Annotated in this window: 14 protein-coding genes; 3 read left to right on the plus strand and 11 right to left on the minus strand. The window is 61.3% G+C overall.

The genetic code is table 11. From position 1 onward, the window contains the following. Nucleotides 1-11: 11 nt before the first annotated feature. From rodA to purH, 6 genes are all read right to left on the minus strand, one after another. On the minus strand, nucleotides 12-1,307 hold the full coding sequence (gene rodA, locus LGH74_RS18065) for a rod shape-determining protein RodA (RefSeq protein ID WP_226177758.1): 1,296 nt from the start codon (nucleotides 1,305-1,307) through the stop codon (nucleotides 12-14). Nucleotides 1,308-1,309: 2 nt separating this feature from the next. Further along, entirely contained in the window at nucleotides 1,310-3,142 is a 1,833-nt protein-coding gene (mrdA, locus tag LGH74_RS18070; protein ID WP_226177759.1) for a penicillin-binding protein 2, read from the minus strand. A 168-nt stretch (nucleotides 3,143-3,310) separates the two neighbouring features. After that, the gene (locus LGH74_RS18075) at nucleotides 3,311-3,844 is read right to left on the minus strand and encodes a hypothetical protein (protein ID WP_226177760.1); all 534 of its coding nucleotides are present in this window, start codon (nucleotides 3,842-3,844) and stop codon (nucleotides 3,311-3,313) included. Continuing rightward, nucleotides 3,841-4,767: a rod shape-determining protein MreC gene (mreC, locus tag LGH74_RS18080; protein ID WP_226177761.1), complete on the minus strand. Its 927-nt coding sequence runs from the start codon at nucleotides 4,765-4,767 to the stop codon at nucleotides 3,841-3,843. Before mreC ends, LGH74_RS18075 begins: the two co-directional genes overlap by 4 nt. A 92-nt stretch (nucleotides 4,768-4,859) precedes the next feature. Beyond that, nucleotides 4,860-5,885 carry a rod shape-determining protein gene (locus LGH74_RS18085; RefSeq protein WP_100339144.1) on the minus strand — a complete coding sequence of 342 codons (1,026 nt, stop codon included), beginning with the start codon at nucleotides 5,883-5,885 and terminating at the stop codon, nucleotides 4,860-4,862. A 403-nt stretch (nucleotides 5,886-6,288) separates the two neighbouring features. Further along, a complete protein-coding gene (purH, locus tag LGH74_RS18090; protein WP_226177762.1) occupies nucleotides 6,289-7,821 on the minus strand; it encodes a bifunctional phosphoribosylaminoimidazolecarboxamide formyltransferase/IMP cyclohydrolase in 1,533 nt (510 codons plus the stop codon). Nucleotides 7,822-8,026: 205 nt separating this feature from the next. Between purH and LGH74_RS18095 the strand changes: the two genes are divergently transcribed. Genes LGH74_RS18095 through LGH74_RS18105 form a run of 3 tightly spaced genes read left to right on the plus strand, consistent with a single transcriptional unit; the run spans nucleotide 8,027 to nucleotide 10,620 of the window. After that, entirely contained in the window at nucleotides 8,027-9,229 is a 1,203-nt protein-coding gene (locus tag LGH74_RS18095) for an acyl-CoA dehydrogenase family protein (RefSeq protein ID WP_226177763.1), read from the plus strand. After that, complete coding sequence (locus tag LGH74_RS18100; protein ID WP_226177764.1) at nucleotides 9,222-9,971, plus strand: PIG-L deacetylase family protein; 750 nt, start codon at nucleotides 9,222-9,224, stop codon at nucleotides 9,969-9,971. Before LGH74_RS18095 ends, LGH74_RS18100 begins: the two co-directional genes overlap by 8 nt. Before the next feature lie 49 nt (nucleotides 9,972-10,020). Beyond that, nucleotides 10,021-10,620 carry a class I SAM-dependent DNA methyltransferase gene (locus tag LGH74_RS18105; protein WP_226177765.1) on the plus strand — a complete coding sequence of 200 codons (600 nt, stop codon included), beginning with the start codon at nucleotides 10,021-10,023 and terminating at the stop codon, nucleotides 10,618-10,620. Here the strand turns inward: LGH74_RS18105 and LGH74_RS18110 are convergent. The 5 genes from LGH74_RS18110 to LGH74_RS18130 all read right to left on the minus strand — a co-directional run bounded on the left by LGH74_RS18110 (nucleotide 10,617) and on the right by LGH74_RS18130 (nucleotide 15,551). After that, entirely contained in the window at nucleotides 10,617-11,849 is a 1,233-nt protein-coding gene (locus LGH74_RS18110; RefSeq protein ID WP_226177766.1) for a glycosyltransferase family 2 protein, read from the minus strand. The genes LGH74_RS18105 and LGH74_RS18110 overlap by 4 nt on opposite strands. 179 nt (nucleotides 11,850-12,028) lie before the next feature. Then, a complete protein-coding gene (locus LGH74_RS18115) occupies nucleotides 12,029-12,508 on the minus strand; it encodes a DUF4890 domain-containing protein (RefSeq protein ID WP_226177767.1) in 480 nt (159 codons plus the stop codon). 62 nt (nucleotides 12,509-12,570) lie between these two features. Beyond that, entirely contained in the window at nucleotides 12,571-12,993 is a 423-nt protein-coding gene (locus LGH74_RS18120; protein WP_226177768.1) for a hypothetical protein, read from the minus strand. Nucleotides 12,994-13,213: 220 nt separating this feature from the next. Further along, nucleotides 13,214-14,554 (minus strand): DUF4270 family protein, encoded by a 1,341-nt coding sequence (locus tag LGH74_RS18125; protein WP_226177769.1) that lies wholly within the window; start codon nucleotides 14,552-14,554, stop codon nucleotides 13,214-13,216. Beyond that, the gene (locus LGH74_RS18130; RefSeq protein WP_226177770.1) at nucleotides 14,547-15,551 is read right to left on the minus strand and encodes a Kelch repeat-containing protein; all 1,005 of its coding nucleotides are present in this window, start codon (nucleotides 15,549-15,551) and stop codon (nucleotides 14,547-14,549) included. The genes LGH74_RS18125 and LGH74_RS18130 overlap by 8 nt, the downstream gene beginning before the upstream one ends. Nucleotides 15,552-15,762: the final 211 nt, after the last annotated feature.

Raw genomic sequence — 15,762 nt, forward strand, 5'->3', positions numbered from 1 at the left:
AACTTTCATAATTACCGGACCAGATCCTGTTTGCGGTAGGCATCAATGGCCAGCAGGATGAAAAGCAGCGTGGTAAACGACCACAGCGAGGAGCCGCCGTAGCTGAAAAGCGGCAGCGGAATGCCTACTACCGGCGCCAGCCCGATGGTCATGCCTACGTTGATGGCGAAGTGAAAGAAGATAATGCTGGCCACGCAGTAGCCATAGGTGCGCCCGAACACGGATTTCTGACGCTCCGCCACATACAGCACCCGGGCCAGCAGGGCCATAAACAGGATGATAACGACCGTGGTACCGACCCAGCCCCACTCCTCGCCCACCGTGCAAAAAATGAAGTCGGTGCTTTGCTCGGGCACAAAGTCGAACTTGGTTTGGGTGCCCTGCAGAAAGCCCTTGCCCACCAGCCCGCCCGAGCCGATGGCAATCTTGGACTGCGTCACGTTCCAGCCCACGCCCAGCGGGTCGGCCGAGGGGTTGATGAGCACCTCAATGCGTTTGCGCTGGTGGTCCTGCAGCACGTTGTTGAAGAAGAAATCAACGCCGAACACCATACCGATAACCACGCCCCACACTGCCAAAGCCAGTGGCAGATGATGGCGCAGCACCTTGGTATTGACGGCAAAAACAATCAGCAGAATAGCCGTAAACGCGCCCACCAGCCACAGCTTGGGCACCAGCAGGGCCAGAATGAGAATGGCTCCGGCCGCGGCCAGAATGATAAGAATCAGGGGCGACATACCTTCCCGGAAGTAGGCCAGCAGGAAAGCGCCGAATACTAGCGCCTGCCCGGTTTCGTTGGCCGCCACAATCAGCAGCGGGGGCAGCAGCGTGAGGCCGGCCAGCACCATCTGGTCCCGGAAATTCTGCTGGCGCAGATTGATGCCGGCCATGTAGCGCGACACGGCCAGGGCGGTTATAAACTTGGCAAACTCGGCCGGCTGGAGCCGAATCGGGCCCAATTCGAGCCAGGAGCGAGAGCCGGCAATGGGCCGGGCAATAAAGGGCGTGATGATGAGCAGCGCAATCATGCTGCCGTAGAGCACGAAGGCAAACGTGTCGTAGGCCTTGTAGTCGATGACGACCAGGATAACGATGAGCACCACGGCCGTGCCAATCCAGAGTATCTGCTTAAACCAGTTGAAGGCCATCAGCTCCTGAAAGCTTAGGCCGCTGAAGAGGCCGCCAGCCGGGGCCTCAGGCGAGTAGCTGGCCGCGTACACGTTCAGCCAGCCCAGGCCCACCATCAGGGCATAGATAAGCACGGTGACCCAGTCGATGCTGCGGCTATAGCGGGCGGGTAAGGCCATGATTAACGACGTCGGATAAATTTGTCGGCGCTGCCCTGCAGCCAGTATTCCCAGTTTTTGCGCACCACTTTGCCCCGCAGGTACTTCTCAATCATGAGCGAGGCCAGGGGTGCGGCCGAGGTGCCGCCGAAGCCCGCGTTTTCGATAAACACGGCAATGGCAATCTTGGGGTCTTCGGCCGGAGCAAAGGCGGCGAAGGTGGCGTGGTCTTCGCCGTGAGGGTTTTGCACGGTGCCGGTTTTGCCCGCCACCGAAATGCCGAACTGGGCCAGGCTGGCGAAGTTGCCGGTGCCGCCGCGCCCATCTACCACCGCCTGCATACCGGGCACTACCGATTCGAAATACTTCGGGTCGACGGTGGTAACGTGGCGCTGGGTGAACTGTGGCAGCGGCCCGCCCTGCCCGATTCCGCGCACGAAATGCGGGGTGTAGTAGTAGCCGCGGTTGGCAATGATGGCCATGATATTAGCCATTTGCAAGCCCGTAATGCCGATTTCGCCCTGCCCGATGCTGAGCGAGTACACCGTTTTGTAGCCCCAGCGGTGGTAGCCGTAGGCTTTATCGTAGAACTCGGGCGAAGGAATCAGGCCCTTTTTCTCACTGGCCATATCCACGCCCAGCTTGTCACCTACCCCAAACGACATCACCTGCCGCCGCCACTCGGCCAGGCCCAGGCGGGCATCCTCAAACTTGTTGGTAGAGCGCCCGCGCAGCACGCTGGCCCGCATTACCTGGTAGAAATACGGGTTGCAGCTGTTCTTGATGGCCAGCGTCACGTTGCGGGGTGCCTCGTGGCGGTGGGTGCAGCGCACCAGCTTCCAGTTGCAGTCGAAGCCGGTTTCGGGCGTCACCACGCCCATCTGCAGCGCCACCAGCTCATTCACCATCTTAAACACCGAGCCGGGCGGATAGGTAGCCATCAGCGGGCGGTTGAACAGGGGCCGCTCGGGGTTATTGAGCAGCTCCATGTAGCGGTTGCCCATGCCCTTACCCGTCAGAATGGAGGGTTCATACATTGGGGCCGACACCAGGGCCAGGATTTCGCCGGTTTTGGGGTCGAGGGCCACGATGGAGCCGCGCTTGCCCTGCATCAGCATTTCGCCGTATTTCTGGAGCTCAATATCGATGCTGGTGTGCAAATCCTGGCCGGCAATGGAGAGCGTATCGAACTCGCCGTTGCGGAAGGCGCCCTTCTCGATGCCACGCACGTTTACCATGCGGTACTGCACGCCGCGCCGGCCCATCATCGTGCTTTCGTAGAACGACTCCAGACCCGTAATGCCCAGGTTGTCGCCGGGCAGGTACTTGGCGTACTTGGGCTTTTCGAGGAAAGCCGGCGTAATGGCCCCCACGTAGCCCAGAGCGTGGGCCATGTTTTCGGTTTTGTAGGAGCGGGCCATCCGGGCCTTGATACTGAAGCCGGGGAAGTCAATCAGGTTGTCCTGAATGGCGGCCAGCTCGGGCGTGCTTAGGTTCTGCACCAGCGGTGAGGCCTTCACCCGCGAGTAGGTACGGGCCGTTTTTAGCCCGGCACGCACTTCCTCCAGCGGCAGCTGCAACAGCTGGCAGAAGCGGGCCGTGTCGAGCTGCTTTACTTCGCGCGGCACCACCATCAGGTCGTACACGGGCGTGTTTTGCACCAGCAGTTGGCCGTTACGGTCGTAGATCAGGCCGCGGTAGGGCACCTGCACGATGCGCTGGAGCGTGTTGCGGTCGGCGGCCAGCTTGTAGCTGCCGTCGAGCACCTGAATGTAGAAGAGCCGGGCCCCAAATACCAGCGCCACGACCAGGAATAAGGCCTGAACAACGTATTTGCGGCCTTCAAGGTATTGCAAAGCGAGAAGAAACTGAGGGTAAACGCCTTCCGACCCATCCGCCGGATTTACAAAGATAACAGGTGAGGAAGTGAATTAGTGATTAAGTGACTTAGTGAGTTTGTCGCTCGGCTTGCGCTAATAACGCAGCTTTGAACAGCAAACTCCCTAAATCACTAAGTCGCTAAATCACCTACTGCGGCGGCGCGTGGGGAAGAATACCAGCTGGGTGATGAGCAGCGTGAGGCTGGTGTAGAGCGTGCTGATGAGGATTTTGGCCAGCGTGAGACCCAGAAAGTGGAAACTGCCTAGCTCCAGCAGAAAAAATGTGGCGTGATGAATGAGCACCAGCAGGCTCAGGTACACCACAAACCACTGCCAGCCCATCTGGTGGATGCTGGCCGAATCGGCCGAGTCGTAGCCGTCGCGCGGGGTGAGCAGGCGCAGCACCCAGGGCCGCACGTAAGCCAGCACCAGGGCGGCGGCGGCGTGCAGCCCCCCGGTATCGAAAAAGAGGTCGACGACAAAGCCCGTAATGAAGCCCAACACCAGCTGTACCACAATGGGCGTGCCGATGGGCAGAAATAGCAGAAAGCCGATGTAGAGAATGCACCAGCCCAGGTCAAACAGCACGAAGTCGGTGCCGCTGATCAGGAACACGTACAGGCCCACGTACAGCACGAAGCGCAGCAGCTGAATAATGATGTCGCCTACTCCCCTCACGGCTTCTCCTCCTCTTCCGGCTTGATACCCGCCCGTACTTCCACCGTGTCGCGCTCGGCCTTGGGCCGGCTGCTAACGACGTACACGTAGGTAAGCTTGGAAAAATCGACGGCCAGGCGCACCCGCACCGTCCAGAAGTTCTTGTCGGCCTCCTTCACAAAGGACTCCACTTGCCCGATCATAACGCCCTCGGGGAAAATGGCGTTGTAGCCCGACGTCACCACCGTGTCGCCGCGCACCAGCTTGTTCTGCCGCGGAATGTAGTCGAGCAGGACGTGGGTAGGGTCGTCGCCGAGCCACTTCACGCTGCCGAAGGTACCGTCGCGCTGCAGCTTGGCCGAAATCGAGGTTTTGGAGTGCAGCACCGACGTTACGGTGGCGTAATGCTCACTGGTTACTTTCACCCGGCCCACTACGCCGGCGGCACCCAGCACACCCATGCCCGGTTTCACGCCGTCTACGGTGCCCACGTTCAGAGTAAGGTAGTTATCCACTTTTCGGAGCGAATTGTTGATAACTCGGGCCGGAATCAGTGGATAATCCGGGTCGCGGGCCGGCAATTGGCGCAATCCGAGCAGCAGCGAGTCGGGGTGGCCTAGTTTCTGGAGACGGGCCTGGGTTAGGCTGTCTTTGGCCACGGGTAAGGTATCGGCTACGCGGCCGGCCATATCGGGACGGTAGAGTTGCTGGCGCAGGCGGGCATTTTCGGCCACCAAGCCCTGGTTTACTTCAAACAGCCGGAAATAGTCATACACCCGGGTGCGGGCGGCCAGCACTTCGCCGGTGTAGGCATTGGCCGAGTTGAAAAACGCCGCCTTCTGGTAAGAGCTGTTGCGCACGTACAGATACAAGCTCAGCACCTCCAATAGTCCGAACACCAGGATGCCCCGGTAGCGGAAAAGGAAGTTGAGCAGGTTGTTCATGCGGGAGTCAGGAAAACAGAGAATACAGAAGGAGGAATGAAGATATCGGAGCAATTTCCGTCTTCATTCCTCCCTCCATATTCCGCCTTGGATTAGGTCAGCAGTACGCCTTTGAAGGCCTGAATGTCCTTGATGGCCTTGCCGGTGCCGCGCACCACGGCGCGCAACGGGTCTTCGGCAATGTGAATCGGCAGCTTGGTTTTCACGGCCAGGCGCTTGTCGAGGCCGCGCAGCAAAGCGCCGCCGCCGGTCAAATGGATGCCATTTTCGTAAATATCGGCCGACAATTCGGGCGGCGAAATTTCCAGCGCCTTCAGCACAGCTTCCTCGATTTTGGCTACTGACTTATCGAGGGCAATGGCAATTTCGGACGACGTTACCTTGATAACCTTCGGAATGCCGGTCATCAGGTCACGGCCGCGCACTTCAAAGTCGGGCGGGGTCACGTCGAGCTCGGTCAGGGCCGCGCCTACTTCGATTTTGATGCGTTCAGCCGAACGTTCACCGATCAGCAGGTTGTGCTGCCGACGCATGTAGTCCAAGATATCCTGGTTGAAGACGTCACCCGCCGTTTTGATCGACTGGTCGCAGACGATACCCGAGAGGGCAATAACCGCAATTTCGGTAGTGCCGCCCCCGATGTCGATAATCATCGAGCCGATGGGCTGCTCCACGTCGATGCCGATACCAATAGCGGCGGCCATGGGCTCCTGAATCATCCACACTTCTTTGGCTCCGGCGTGCTCGGCGGAGTCACGCACAGCGCGCTTCTCTACCTCCGTGATGCCCGAGGGAATGCAGATAACCATGCGGTGAGAGGGCTGAAACAGACGCCGACGCGTGTCGATCATCTTAATCATGCCCTTTATCATTTCCTCGGCGGCGTGGAAGTCGGCAATTACGCCGTCCTTCAGGGGCCGGATGGTTTTGATGTTGTCGTGGGTCTTTTCGTGCATCTGCTGCGCTTGCCGGCCCACGGCAATTACTTTATTCGTTGTGCGGTCTTTGGCGATGATGCTCGGCTCGTCCACCACGATAATATCGTTGTGGATAATGAGCGTATTGGCCGTCCCCAGGTCAATGGCGATGTCGCTGGTAAGGAAGTTGAAGAAACCCATTGAGTAGCGGCAATTAAAAGAGAATGCACAGTTTAGCTCCGTGCAAAGTGGGCGCAAAAGTACACAAGTTTCGCCGAAGCGCCACCGGTATAATCATGGCATGGCCGGGAAGCAGCCGGCCCGAAAGCAAGTGGATTTGTACCCAAAACGCCCCAAACGACGCGGGAGCAAAAACATTGCGCTGCCAGCTGCATATCTGTCCTTGCGAGCAGCGCGAAGCAATCCGTCCTCTGCGCAGTACGTAATGACCTTTTACCAGAAAGCCCTTTCCAGAACGTTCTGGAAAGGGCTTTTTACTGAAGGCAGCTCAGCTCATTTCAGAGGACGGATGGCCGCGCTTCGCTCGCCATGACACATTGGACAATAGCACATCAGCACATTATTCATTAGCACATTAACAAGCCTAGTGTTTGAAGTGGCGCACACCGGTCATGACCATAGCCATACCAAGCTGGTCGCAGGCGGCAATGCTGTCGGCGTCCTTGATGGAGCCGCCGGGCTGCACCACGGCACGGATGCCGGCGGCTCCGGCAATTTCGACGCAGTCGGGGAAAGGGAAGAAGGCATCGGAAGCCATTACGGCACCCTGCAGGTCGAAGCCGAAGGACTTGGCTTTCTCAATGGCCTGGCGCAGGGCATCCACGCGCGAGGTCTGGCCCACGCCGGAGGCCAGCAGCTGCCCAGCCCGGGCCAGCACGATGGTATTGCTCTTGGTGTGCTTGCAAACCTTGGCCGCGAAGACCAGCGCCTCGGTTTCCTCCGCCGTCGGGGCTGACTTGGTAGCTACTTTGAAGTCGGCGGCGGTTTCGGTCTGCCGGTCGAAGTCCTGCTCGATTACACCATTGAGCAAGGTTTTCACCTGCTTGGCCGGGAACTGTACCGGCTTCTGGCGTAGCAGAATGCGGTTTTTCTTGCTTTGCAGAATCGGCAGCGCGTCGGCCTCGAACTCGGGTGCAATCAGCACTTCGAAGAACAGCTTGTTGAGCTCCTCGGCCGTGGCCGCATCCACCGGCTTGTTCACGATAATCACCCCGCCGAAAGCCGACACCGGGTCACAGGCCAGGGCGTTGGCGTAGGCTTCGGAAATCGTGGCGGCCTGGGCAATACCGCAGGCGTTGGTGTGCTTAAGAATAGCGCAGGCGGGCAGGCCATCCTGGAATTCCTGCATCAGCAGCACCGCCGCGTCCACGTCTACGAGGTTGTTGTAGCTGAGCTGCTTGCCGTGGAGCTGGTCGAACAGAGCCGACAGGTCGCCGTAGAAAGTGCCGGCCTGGTGGGGGTTTTCGCCGTAGCGCAGGCTGGTAGCAGGCTTCTGGCTTACTTTCAGAGCGGTGCCGGCTACGGCCGTGCCCTGGCTGAGGTAGTTGAAAATGTGGGTATCGTAGTGGGAAGTGGCCTCGAAGGCGGCGGCGGCGTAGTAGCGGCGGTCTTCCAGATCAGTAGCGCCGTTCTTTGCGCGCAGCAGCTCGGTTACGGCCTCGTACTGGCTACGGCTGCTGACGACGAGTACATCGCGGTAATTTTTAGCCGCGGCCCGCAGCAGAGAAATGCCGCCGATGTCGATTTTCTCGATAACGTCGGCTTCGTCGGCACCCGAGGCCACGGTTTCCTCGAAGGGGTATAAGTCCACAATCACCAGGTCGATGGGCGGAATATCATGCTGCTCGGCTTCCTGCAGGTCGCCGGCCTCGTGCCGGCGGTGCAGAATGCCCCCAAATACCTTGGGGTGCAGGGTTTTGACCCGGCCGCCAAACACCTCCGGAAAGCCCGTTAGGCTCTCAACGGCCGTTACTTCGGCGCCCAGCTCCTGAATAAACTTGAGCGTGCCGCCCGTGGAGTACAGCTTCACGCCTTGCTCTTTCAGAAGCGCCACCAGCGGCTCCAGACGGTCTTTGTAATAGACGGAAACAAGGGCGGAACGAATGGGCTGCGACATAGCAAGAAGGGGTTTGGTCTAAACGATTGACGGCGCGAAGGTAGCCTGCTGCCTGACGCAGAGCCAACCCGCCGTGTTACCGAATTGTTATGCTGATCCATTCCGCCAGCTCAGCCGTACAAGAAGCTCAGCCGTTCAACACCAGCCGTCACGCCGCCCTTAGCGCCCTAAGCCACCCGGCCTTCTTCCTTTATCTGCCCTTTTCATGCCTGCCGAACTTCTCTCCCTTTTCCCGCTCCAGCCGGCGGCCGAGACTGTTTTCCCCGACGAAACAGCTACTGCCGAAGAGGCCATTGTGTCTCCCGTAGCCGCCGCGGCAGCTCTGGCGCCCCGCCTGTTTGGGCAGGCCGCCAGCTCCGACCAGCCCGGTGGCTTTCCGAAAGAGGAATTTCAATGGCTGCGGGCGGCCGGGCTGCTAACTGCGCCGCTGGCCCACAAGCTGGGCGGCGCCGATTTAATGCGGCCAGCCTACACCTTAGATCTGCTGCATACCCTCAAGCATATCGGGCGCGGCAACCTGGCGGTGGGGCGGGTGTACGAAGGCCACGCCAATGCCCTGCAGCTGCTGCAACGCTACGGCCGACCCGCCCAGGTGCAGCAGTGGGCCGCCAACGCCCGGGCCGGACACCTGTTCGGTGTTTGGAACACCGAAGCGCAGGACGGCGTATGGCTGGAGCCGCTGGCCGGGGGCCGCTACCGGCTGCACGGAAGTAAAACCTTTGGCTCGGGCGCGGGCCAGCTCACCCGCCCGCTCATCACCGGCAAGCTGCCCGATGGCGGCTGGCAGATGTTTGTTCTGCCCACCGACCAGCAGCCCACTGCCATTGACCCCAGCTTCTGGCAGCCACTTGGTATGCAGGCCACTGCCAGCTTCCGGGTTGACCTGACCAATGCCGAAATCGGGCCCGACGACCTGCTGGGCCAGCCCGGCGACTATTATCAGCAGCCTGCCTTCAGCGGCGGGGCCATCCGGTTTGCGGCCGTGCAGCTGGGTGGGGCCGAAGCCGTGTTCGACGAAACCCGGCGCTTTCTGCGCGCCACCGGCCGCACCGACGACCCGTACCAGCGCATGCGCTTGGGCGAAATGGCCGTGCTCATCGAAAGCGGCAACCTTTGGCTGCGCGGAGCCGCCGACCACGCCGCTCGCCCCGAAGCCGATGCGGATGCCACCGTGGCATATGCCAATATGGTGCGCACGGCCATCGAAGAAATCTGCCTGAAAACCCTGCTGCTGGCCGAGCGTTGCGTGGGGGCCCGCGGCCTGCTGCGTCCCGAGCCATTTGAGCGGCTGCACCGCGACCTGACCCACTACCTGCGCCAGCCCGCCCCCGATGCCGCCCTAGCCGACGCTGGCCGCTTCGTGCTGCAACAGCCGTCACCGGCTTACTCATTGTGGAAAGATGAGTAAGGCCGAGTTTTCGTTTGCCAATTTTCCCGTAAAGCCCGCCAGCTATGCTGCTGCGCTAGGACCTACGATGGTTATTATTCCCCACCCCGATGATGAGTCGCTGGGGTGTGGCGGGCTGCTGGCTTTGCTGCGGCAGGCCGGGCTCCCCGTGCAGGCCGTGCTGGTGAGCGACGGTACGATGTCGCACCCCAACTCCCACAAGTTTCCGCCGGCGGCCCGGCAGGCGTTGCGCGCGACTGAGCTGCGCGAGGCGCTGGAAATTCTGGGGGTAGAAACGCCCGACACAGTATATATGGGACTGCCCGATGGCGCGGTGCCCACGGCAGAAAGCCCGGGCTTCACAGCAGCGGCAAGCCAGATACAGCAGCATATTGCGCAGCACCAGCCCGCTACCCTGCTGGTGCCCTGGCGGCGCGACCCCCACCCCGACCACCGCGCCACCAGCCAGCTGGTGCAGGCCGCTTTGCACGGCGCCGCTGCCCCGCCCCGCCTGTTGGAATACGTGGTGTGGGCCTGGGAGCGGGCCGCGCCTGATGATTTGCCCCGCTCCGGCGAGGTAACCGGCTGGCAGCTCGATATCGGGCCGGTGGTGGCGCAAAAGCAGCGGGCCATAGCAGCGCACCGCTCCCAGCTTACCAACCTGATTGATGACGACCCCGGCGGCTTTCAGCTTTCGGAGCAGATGCTGGCCCATTTCGCCCGACCATTCGAGGTCTATCTGGAGATTAACCCTTCTTCGTAAAGAGCTTCCCCGGCGGCCCCTACCCTGGTCCTTTTTAGCAGTTATTCCAATGAATACCAACCAGCCCCATACCCTATCCCCAGGCTACTTCGAAGAGGTATACCGGGCCAACGAAGACCCCTGGAACTTCGAAACCAGCCCGTATGAGCGCGAAAAGTATGCTGCGTCGGTAGCGGCCCTGCCTCGCGCGCACTATGCCCACGCCTTTGAAGTAGGCTGCTCCCTGGGGGTACTCACCGAGCAACTGGCGGCCCGGTGCGGCCATCTGCTGGCCGTAGATATTGCCGCCGCGCCCCTGGAAAAAGCCCGGCAGCGTTGCGCTAATTTGCAGCAGGTAGAATTCCGACAGATGCGCCTGCCCGAGGAGTTCCCCACTGAAACCGGCTTCGACCTGATTGTGCTGTCGGAAGTAGGCTACTACTGGGCCGCCCCCGACCTGGCCCGCGCCGCCGAAAAGCTACTAGCGGCCCTCGTGCCAGGCGGGCAGCTGCTGCTGGTGCACTGGACGCCCCCAGTGCACGATTACCCACTCACGGGCGACGAAGTCCACGCGTTTTTCCTGGACCAGACCGCGCTGGGAGGCTCGTTGCGTCATCTGCACGGCTTCCGTCGCGAAACCTACCGGCTGGATCTGCTGGAGAAAGTTTAAGGCTTGGCCGTTGTTGTTAAAGACAGGAGCCGCCGCAACTCACTTACGGCCTCGCTCAGCGGCACCGGCGGCCATTGCTGGGTCCAGCTAGCTTTGGTCAGCAGGCTATGCTCTACCCATTCCCATAGCTCGCCAAAGGCAGCCGCTTGGTGTACGCGCAGCGTTAGGGAAACGGCCGAAACGCCCAGAGTAGAGGCTATTTCTGCAATGGACTGAGTCTGAGTGGCCGGAATAATTTCGGTGGGCTCAGCCGGACGGGTGGCCTGCCAGAAGTGGCGCAGCTGCCGTCGTACTTCCAGTGCCGCTACGAGGCAAGGCACACCGGCCACCAGCGGCTCCTGCTGCTGCACGCTTAGCACCGCCCATTCGCGCAGCTGCCACGATAGGCCCACCGCCACGCGGCCTTCCTGGCGGTCGGAAGTGAAGACGCGCACGGCCGGGCTGTGGCGCACCCTTAAATCGTGGCGGCGTAGGGCCTGGTACAGCGCTTCGTCTTCCAGATAAGGCACCACGGGCAGGCCACCTACCCGACGATAAGCGGCGACAGTGATGGCAAAGCTGGCCCCGAAATGCTGATGGTGCCGGGGCCACGGGTCACCGGGGCTGGGGTCCAGCTCGGCTTCGAGACGGGCCTGCAGCAAGCGGTAGGCGGCATCGCGCAGGTGGTAGCGCCGCACGGGGCAGCTGGTGGGGCGCGGCGGCGTCAGGATGCGGCCACACACGGCGGCAGCCCGGTAGGTAGTCAGCTCGGCTAGGGTGGCGGCCAGCCAGGTGGGCGCTACTTCGGTGTCGCCGTCGGTGCTGGCAATGAAACCGGTGGCGCTGTTTACCAGCTCCAGGCGGCGGCAGGCCTCGTCCATGAGCAGCCGGCGGGCCCGCCCGATATGCGCTTCGGCCGGCGGCAGCGTCATTTCAACTACGTGCAGCACGAGGTGCGGATGCGCGTCGGCAAAGCGGCGCGCCACGGCCGCACTCTGGTCGTGGCAGTTGTTGGCCAGCACGATAACCTCGAAAAAGCCAATTGGTAGACTCTGTCCCTGCAAATCCTGCTGTGTGGCCAACGCGGCCAGCGTGCGGGACAGGTTTTCCGCCTCATCCTTCACTGGCACTATTACCACTGCATGTAATTCGGGGGCAGGTAGTGCAGCAATATGTAAAACGGCAACTACAGCCGGGGCCGCTGCTGCGTCGTGGGTGGCGTGGAAGCGGGAAGGGGAAGCGTGGGTCATCAACGGGTTGTACGCGGCAGCCCGTCGGAAGATAGAAGCTCCGCACTACATATTTTACAAGCACAACAGTAGCTCAGGCCCGAGCAGGCAGGTATTCGTCTATGGATGCGGCTTAAAAACTCACAAAAAAGCCCCAACCAAATGTGGTCGGGGCTTGGCAACGAGCGGTAAGCCAGGGCTTAGCTATCCGTCTTTTTCACCTTCAGCTTGCCGTTTTTGGCTTTCACCTTCCCGGCTTCGCCTTGGTTCAGACCGGCACCACGGCCGCCTTTCATGTGGCTTTTACCCAGGGCGGTGTATTTCGTGTACTGCTCAGCCGTCAGCACTTGCTTGAACTGGGCGTCGTATTTCTCGCGGTTGGCTTTCATCTGGGCACCCATTTGCTCGCGGGAGCCTTCGGCGGGCTTACCCTGGCCGCGCAAGGCCTGCATTTCCTGGTCACGGGTCAGCAGAATCTGCTTGATGCGGCTGCTTTGGTCGGCAGTCAGGCCCAGCTCTGTGGTCATTTTCTCGCTCTGGCGAGTGGCACGCTCTTCAGGCGTACCCTGCTGGCGGTGCTCACGGCCGCCGGCGGGCCGGGTGGTAGGTTGGGTTTGGGCGGCGGCAGCGCCAATAGTGAGGACAAAAGCGGCCAGCAGCGAAAGCAATTGATTTTTCATTGGAAGCAAGAAAGAGGATTTAAGACAGAGAATAAATAGAGGAGAAAACCGGGCCCGGCCAACTAGCGGCGGCCATTGTTGCGGTCATTCCGGTCGTTTTTGTGGGCGGCTTCCCAGCGCGCCCGCTCGGCGGTACTCACTTTGTGGTTACGGTCGTAGCCATAGTTGAAATCCTTGCCGTTGCGGTCGTCCCGGTTGTTACGGTCACGGTCATCATCGCGACGGTCGTTGTTACGGTCGTCGCGGCGGTCGTTCTTGTGGGCGGCTTCCCAGCGGCTACGCTCGGCGTTGGTTACTTTGTGGCTGCGGTCGTAGCCATAGTTGAAGTCTTTGTCGTTGCGGTCGTTGCGGCGGTCATCATCTTTGCGGCGCTCGGCCTCGCGGCGGGCATCGTCGCGCCAGTCGGTGGCGGGAGCGGCAAATGAAGCGGTGGAAGAAGCCAGCAGGGCAACGGCGGCAGCGAAGGAAAGCAGGGAGGTTTTCATATGAGGAAGGAAGAAGGAGAAGGACTGCCGCGCCGAAGCGGTGGAGGGCAAGCCAGTGAAGTTTTTTCAAGCGCTTGATTCCCTACTTGCAAGCCTGGTGCCACCTCCTGCGCCGCTGCCGCCACAGGCCGGTTTGCTCGACGGAAAGCCCGGTTCCATCGGCCGCTTCCCGGGTTTCTCCGACCGAATCCGGACCTTATATTCTCCTCAAAATCCCTTCTTAGCGCGTCACGCGGGTGAAATACAGCCGCAGCCGTAGCGGATGGGCCGTGTTGCGGGCCGAGCCCAGCAGGGTGCGCTCCGTAGAGCCCGTGGTTTCGGTACCCAGCAGAATACCGTCGTTGACGAGCGTGCCGCGCAGCACATCCTGCACGTAGGTCGTCATGCCCAGCACGTAGCTGCCCTGCTCGAGGCCGGTGCGCGCCGAAGTGCTCTTCTGGTAGGGCAACGTGACGATGGTACCGGCGCTGGTCAGGAAATAGGAGCCGTTCTGGTTGGCGCGGTTGGTGAGGCGCGGATACAGCGCGGCCGGCGGCGGCAGAAACCGGTTGTTGGCGCTGGTTATCGTTTCCAGACTCAGCTGGGCGCTGTTGATAATGATAATACCGCCCAGTTCCTTCAGCTGCGCCAGATAGGGAAACTCCAGCTTGGTTTTCAGCCCCAGCCCGGCCTGAATGAACACCTCTTCCTGCGTAGCGGCGCTGCTGATGCCTTGGCGCGTGTTGGAGAGCGAGGCCAGGGCGGTGCCGGTGCGGTCGGTGGAGAGCTGGAAAAAGTGCGGGTAGTCGCCAGCTACCGGAAAGGCGTAGACCAGCGCCTCGGTGGGCGCGGCCGGGTCGTGGTAGTACATATATAAGTGCGTGGCCCCGGCGGCGGCGCTCCAGCGCATCAGAGCGGCATTGTCGGCGCTGCCCGGCGCAAGCACCAGCCCTTTCAGCCGGGCCTTCACCTCATCGTAGGTAGTCAACTGACCATTTTGCCCCGCCTGCCACAGTTCCTGGCCCAGGGCATTATCTAGCCGAATCCGTAGTGAATCGGTATGGGCCCCAGCCCGGAAGCTGCGGCGGCCCAGCACGGCATCGTCGTAGCTCAGGGCATCGGCGGTGAAGTAGGTTTTAGTGGCCTGGAACGTCTGGGTTTGCCGGTGCACTTCCAGCTGCTGGGTGCGGGTGGTGTCGCCGTAGCGGTAGGCGTCGGCCGTTACGGCCAGTACCAAGGAGTCGTAGCGCAGGGCGGGGTCGGGCGTGAAGGCCCCGGACAAGCCTACCTGCACATAGCTGCGGGCTACGAGCGTACCCAGCGGCGAATCGAGGTAGCGGCCGGCCAGCAGGTAGTTTGTGGCCGACGACGGAACCGAATCGGTGAGAACAGTGCTGGTCCGCACGGTGATGGTATCGGTGTAGGTGGCGTTCAGCTCGGTGCTGGGGCTGGGCAAGGCTTCGCCTACTGTTTCCTCCACCTCGGTGCAAGCCGGCATGATGCTAAGCAGCGCGAGTAGCAGCGCCCAGGCGCGACCGGCAAACCATTGCCGGTCGGCCGCGAAAAAGATGCGCTTATTCATTCTCCGCGTTGGGGTCCAGCTCCCAGGTATCATCGAGGCGGGTGCTGCCCGCAGCGCCGAGACTCACGTAGCCCCGGTCGCCGAGGGCAAAGCCGACGGGATAGGTGCGGCCGGCGCCGGCAAAGTCGGTTTTCTGGGTCCAGGTGTCGGCACTGGGGTTGTATTCCCAGCAGTCGGTTTTGGTGCCGCTGCTGGTGCCCACGGCCACATAGCCTTTATCGGCAATAACGAAGCTGGCCGCGTTCTGGCGGGGCAGGGCGCTGTAGTCGTAGTCGAGGTCGTCATTGCTGTCGTCGTGGTACACGAGGTCCTTGTGCTGGGTCCAAAGCTCCGTGGCAGGGTCATACGACCATATATCGGTCTGCAATACGCCGTTGTCGGCGCCCAGCAGCAGGTAGCCGGTGCTACCGATGCTGAAGGCCGTGGCGCCCATGCGTTTGTTGCCCCCGAAGCTCGGTTTCTGGGTCCAGGCGTCGGTAGCGGGGTTGTATTCCCAGAAGTCCTTTTTGGAATTGCCGTCGTAGCCGGTGCCCACGTAGCCTTTGTTGCCGATGCTCATGGCCGTGGCATTATAGCGGGCCGAGCCCCCGAAATCGGCCTTGCGGGTCCACTGGTCGGTGGTGGGGTCGTACTGCCAGAAGTCGCGCAGCTTGTTTACGCCGTCGTAGCCGGTGCCCACGTAGCCCTTGCCATCGGCGGCGAAGGCCACGGCCAGCTGCCGGCCCACGCCGGGAAAGTCGGCGCGCTGCCGCCAGGTATTGGTGCTGCGGGTGTATTCCCAGAAATCGGTAAACTTGTCGATGCCGTCGGTGCCGAGGCCCACGTAGGCTTTGTCGCCGATGGTGAAACTGATAGCCGAGTTGCGGGCCAGGCCCTCAAACTGCGAGCGGCTGGTCCAGACGCCCAGAATTTCGGCCGTGGCGTCGTCGTCTTTGGAGCAGGCCGTGAAGCCCAGCGCCAGAAATAAAAGCAGGGCCAGCGAGAGTAATTTTTTCATACGGAAAACAGCTAATCGGTTAGTTAATTTTTCAGGAGGAGCATCGGGAAGGCCGATTCGTTGCAGCGCGCCGACCTTCCTCCCGCTTTTTCACTCACTGACCCAAACCTACCGTCCGCGTTTCGAGGCTGCCACCGCACTCGGCCACTGCCCCTACTTCCTAGACCAACCCGCCTGTTTCATCGGCCGGAATCGGGCTCCCGGCCCCGCA

Source organism: Hymenobacter lucidus (genome assembly GCF_020447265.1).
GTDB lineage: Bacteria > Bacteroidota > Bacteroidia > Cytophagales > Hymenobacteraceae > Hymenobacter > Hymenobacter lucidus.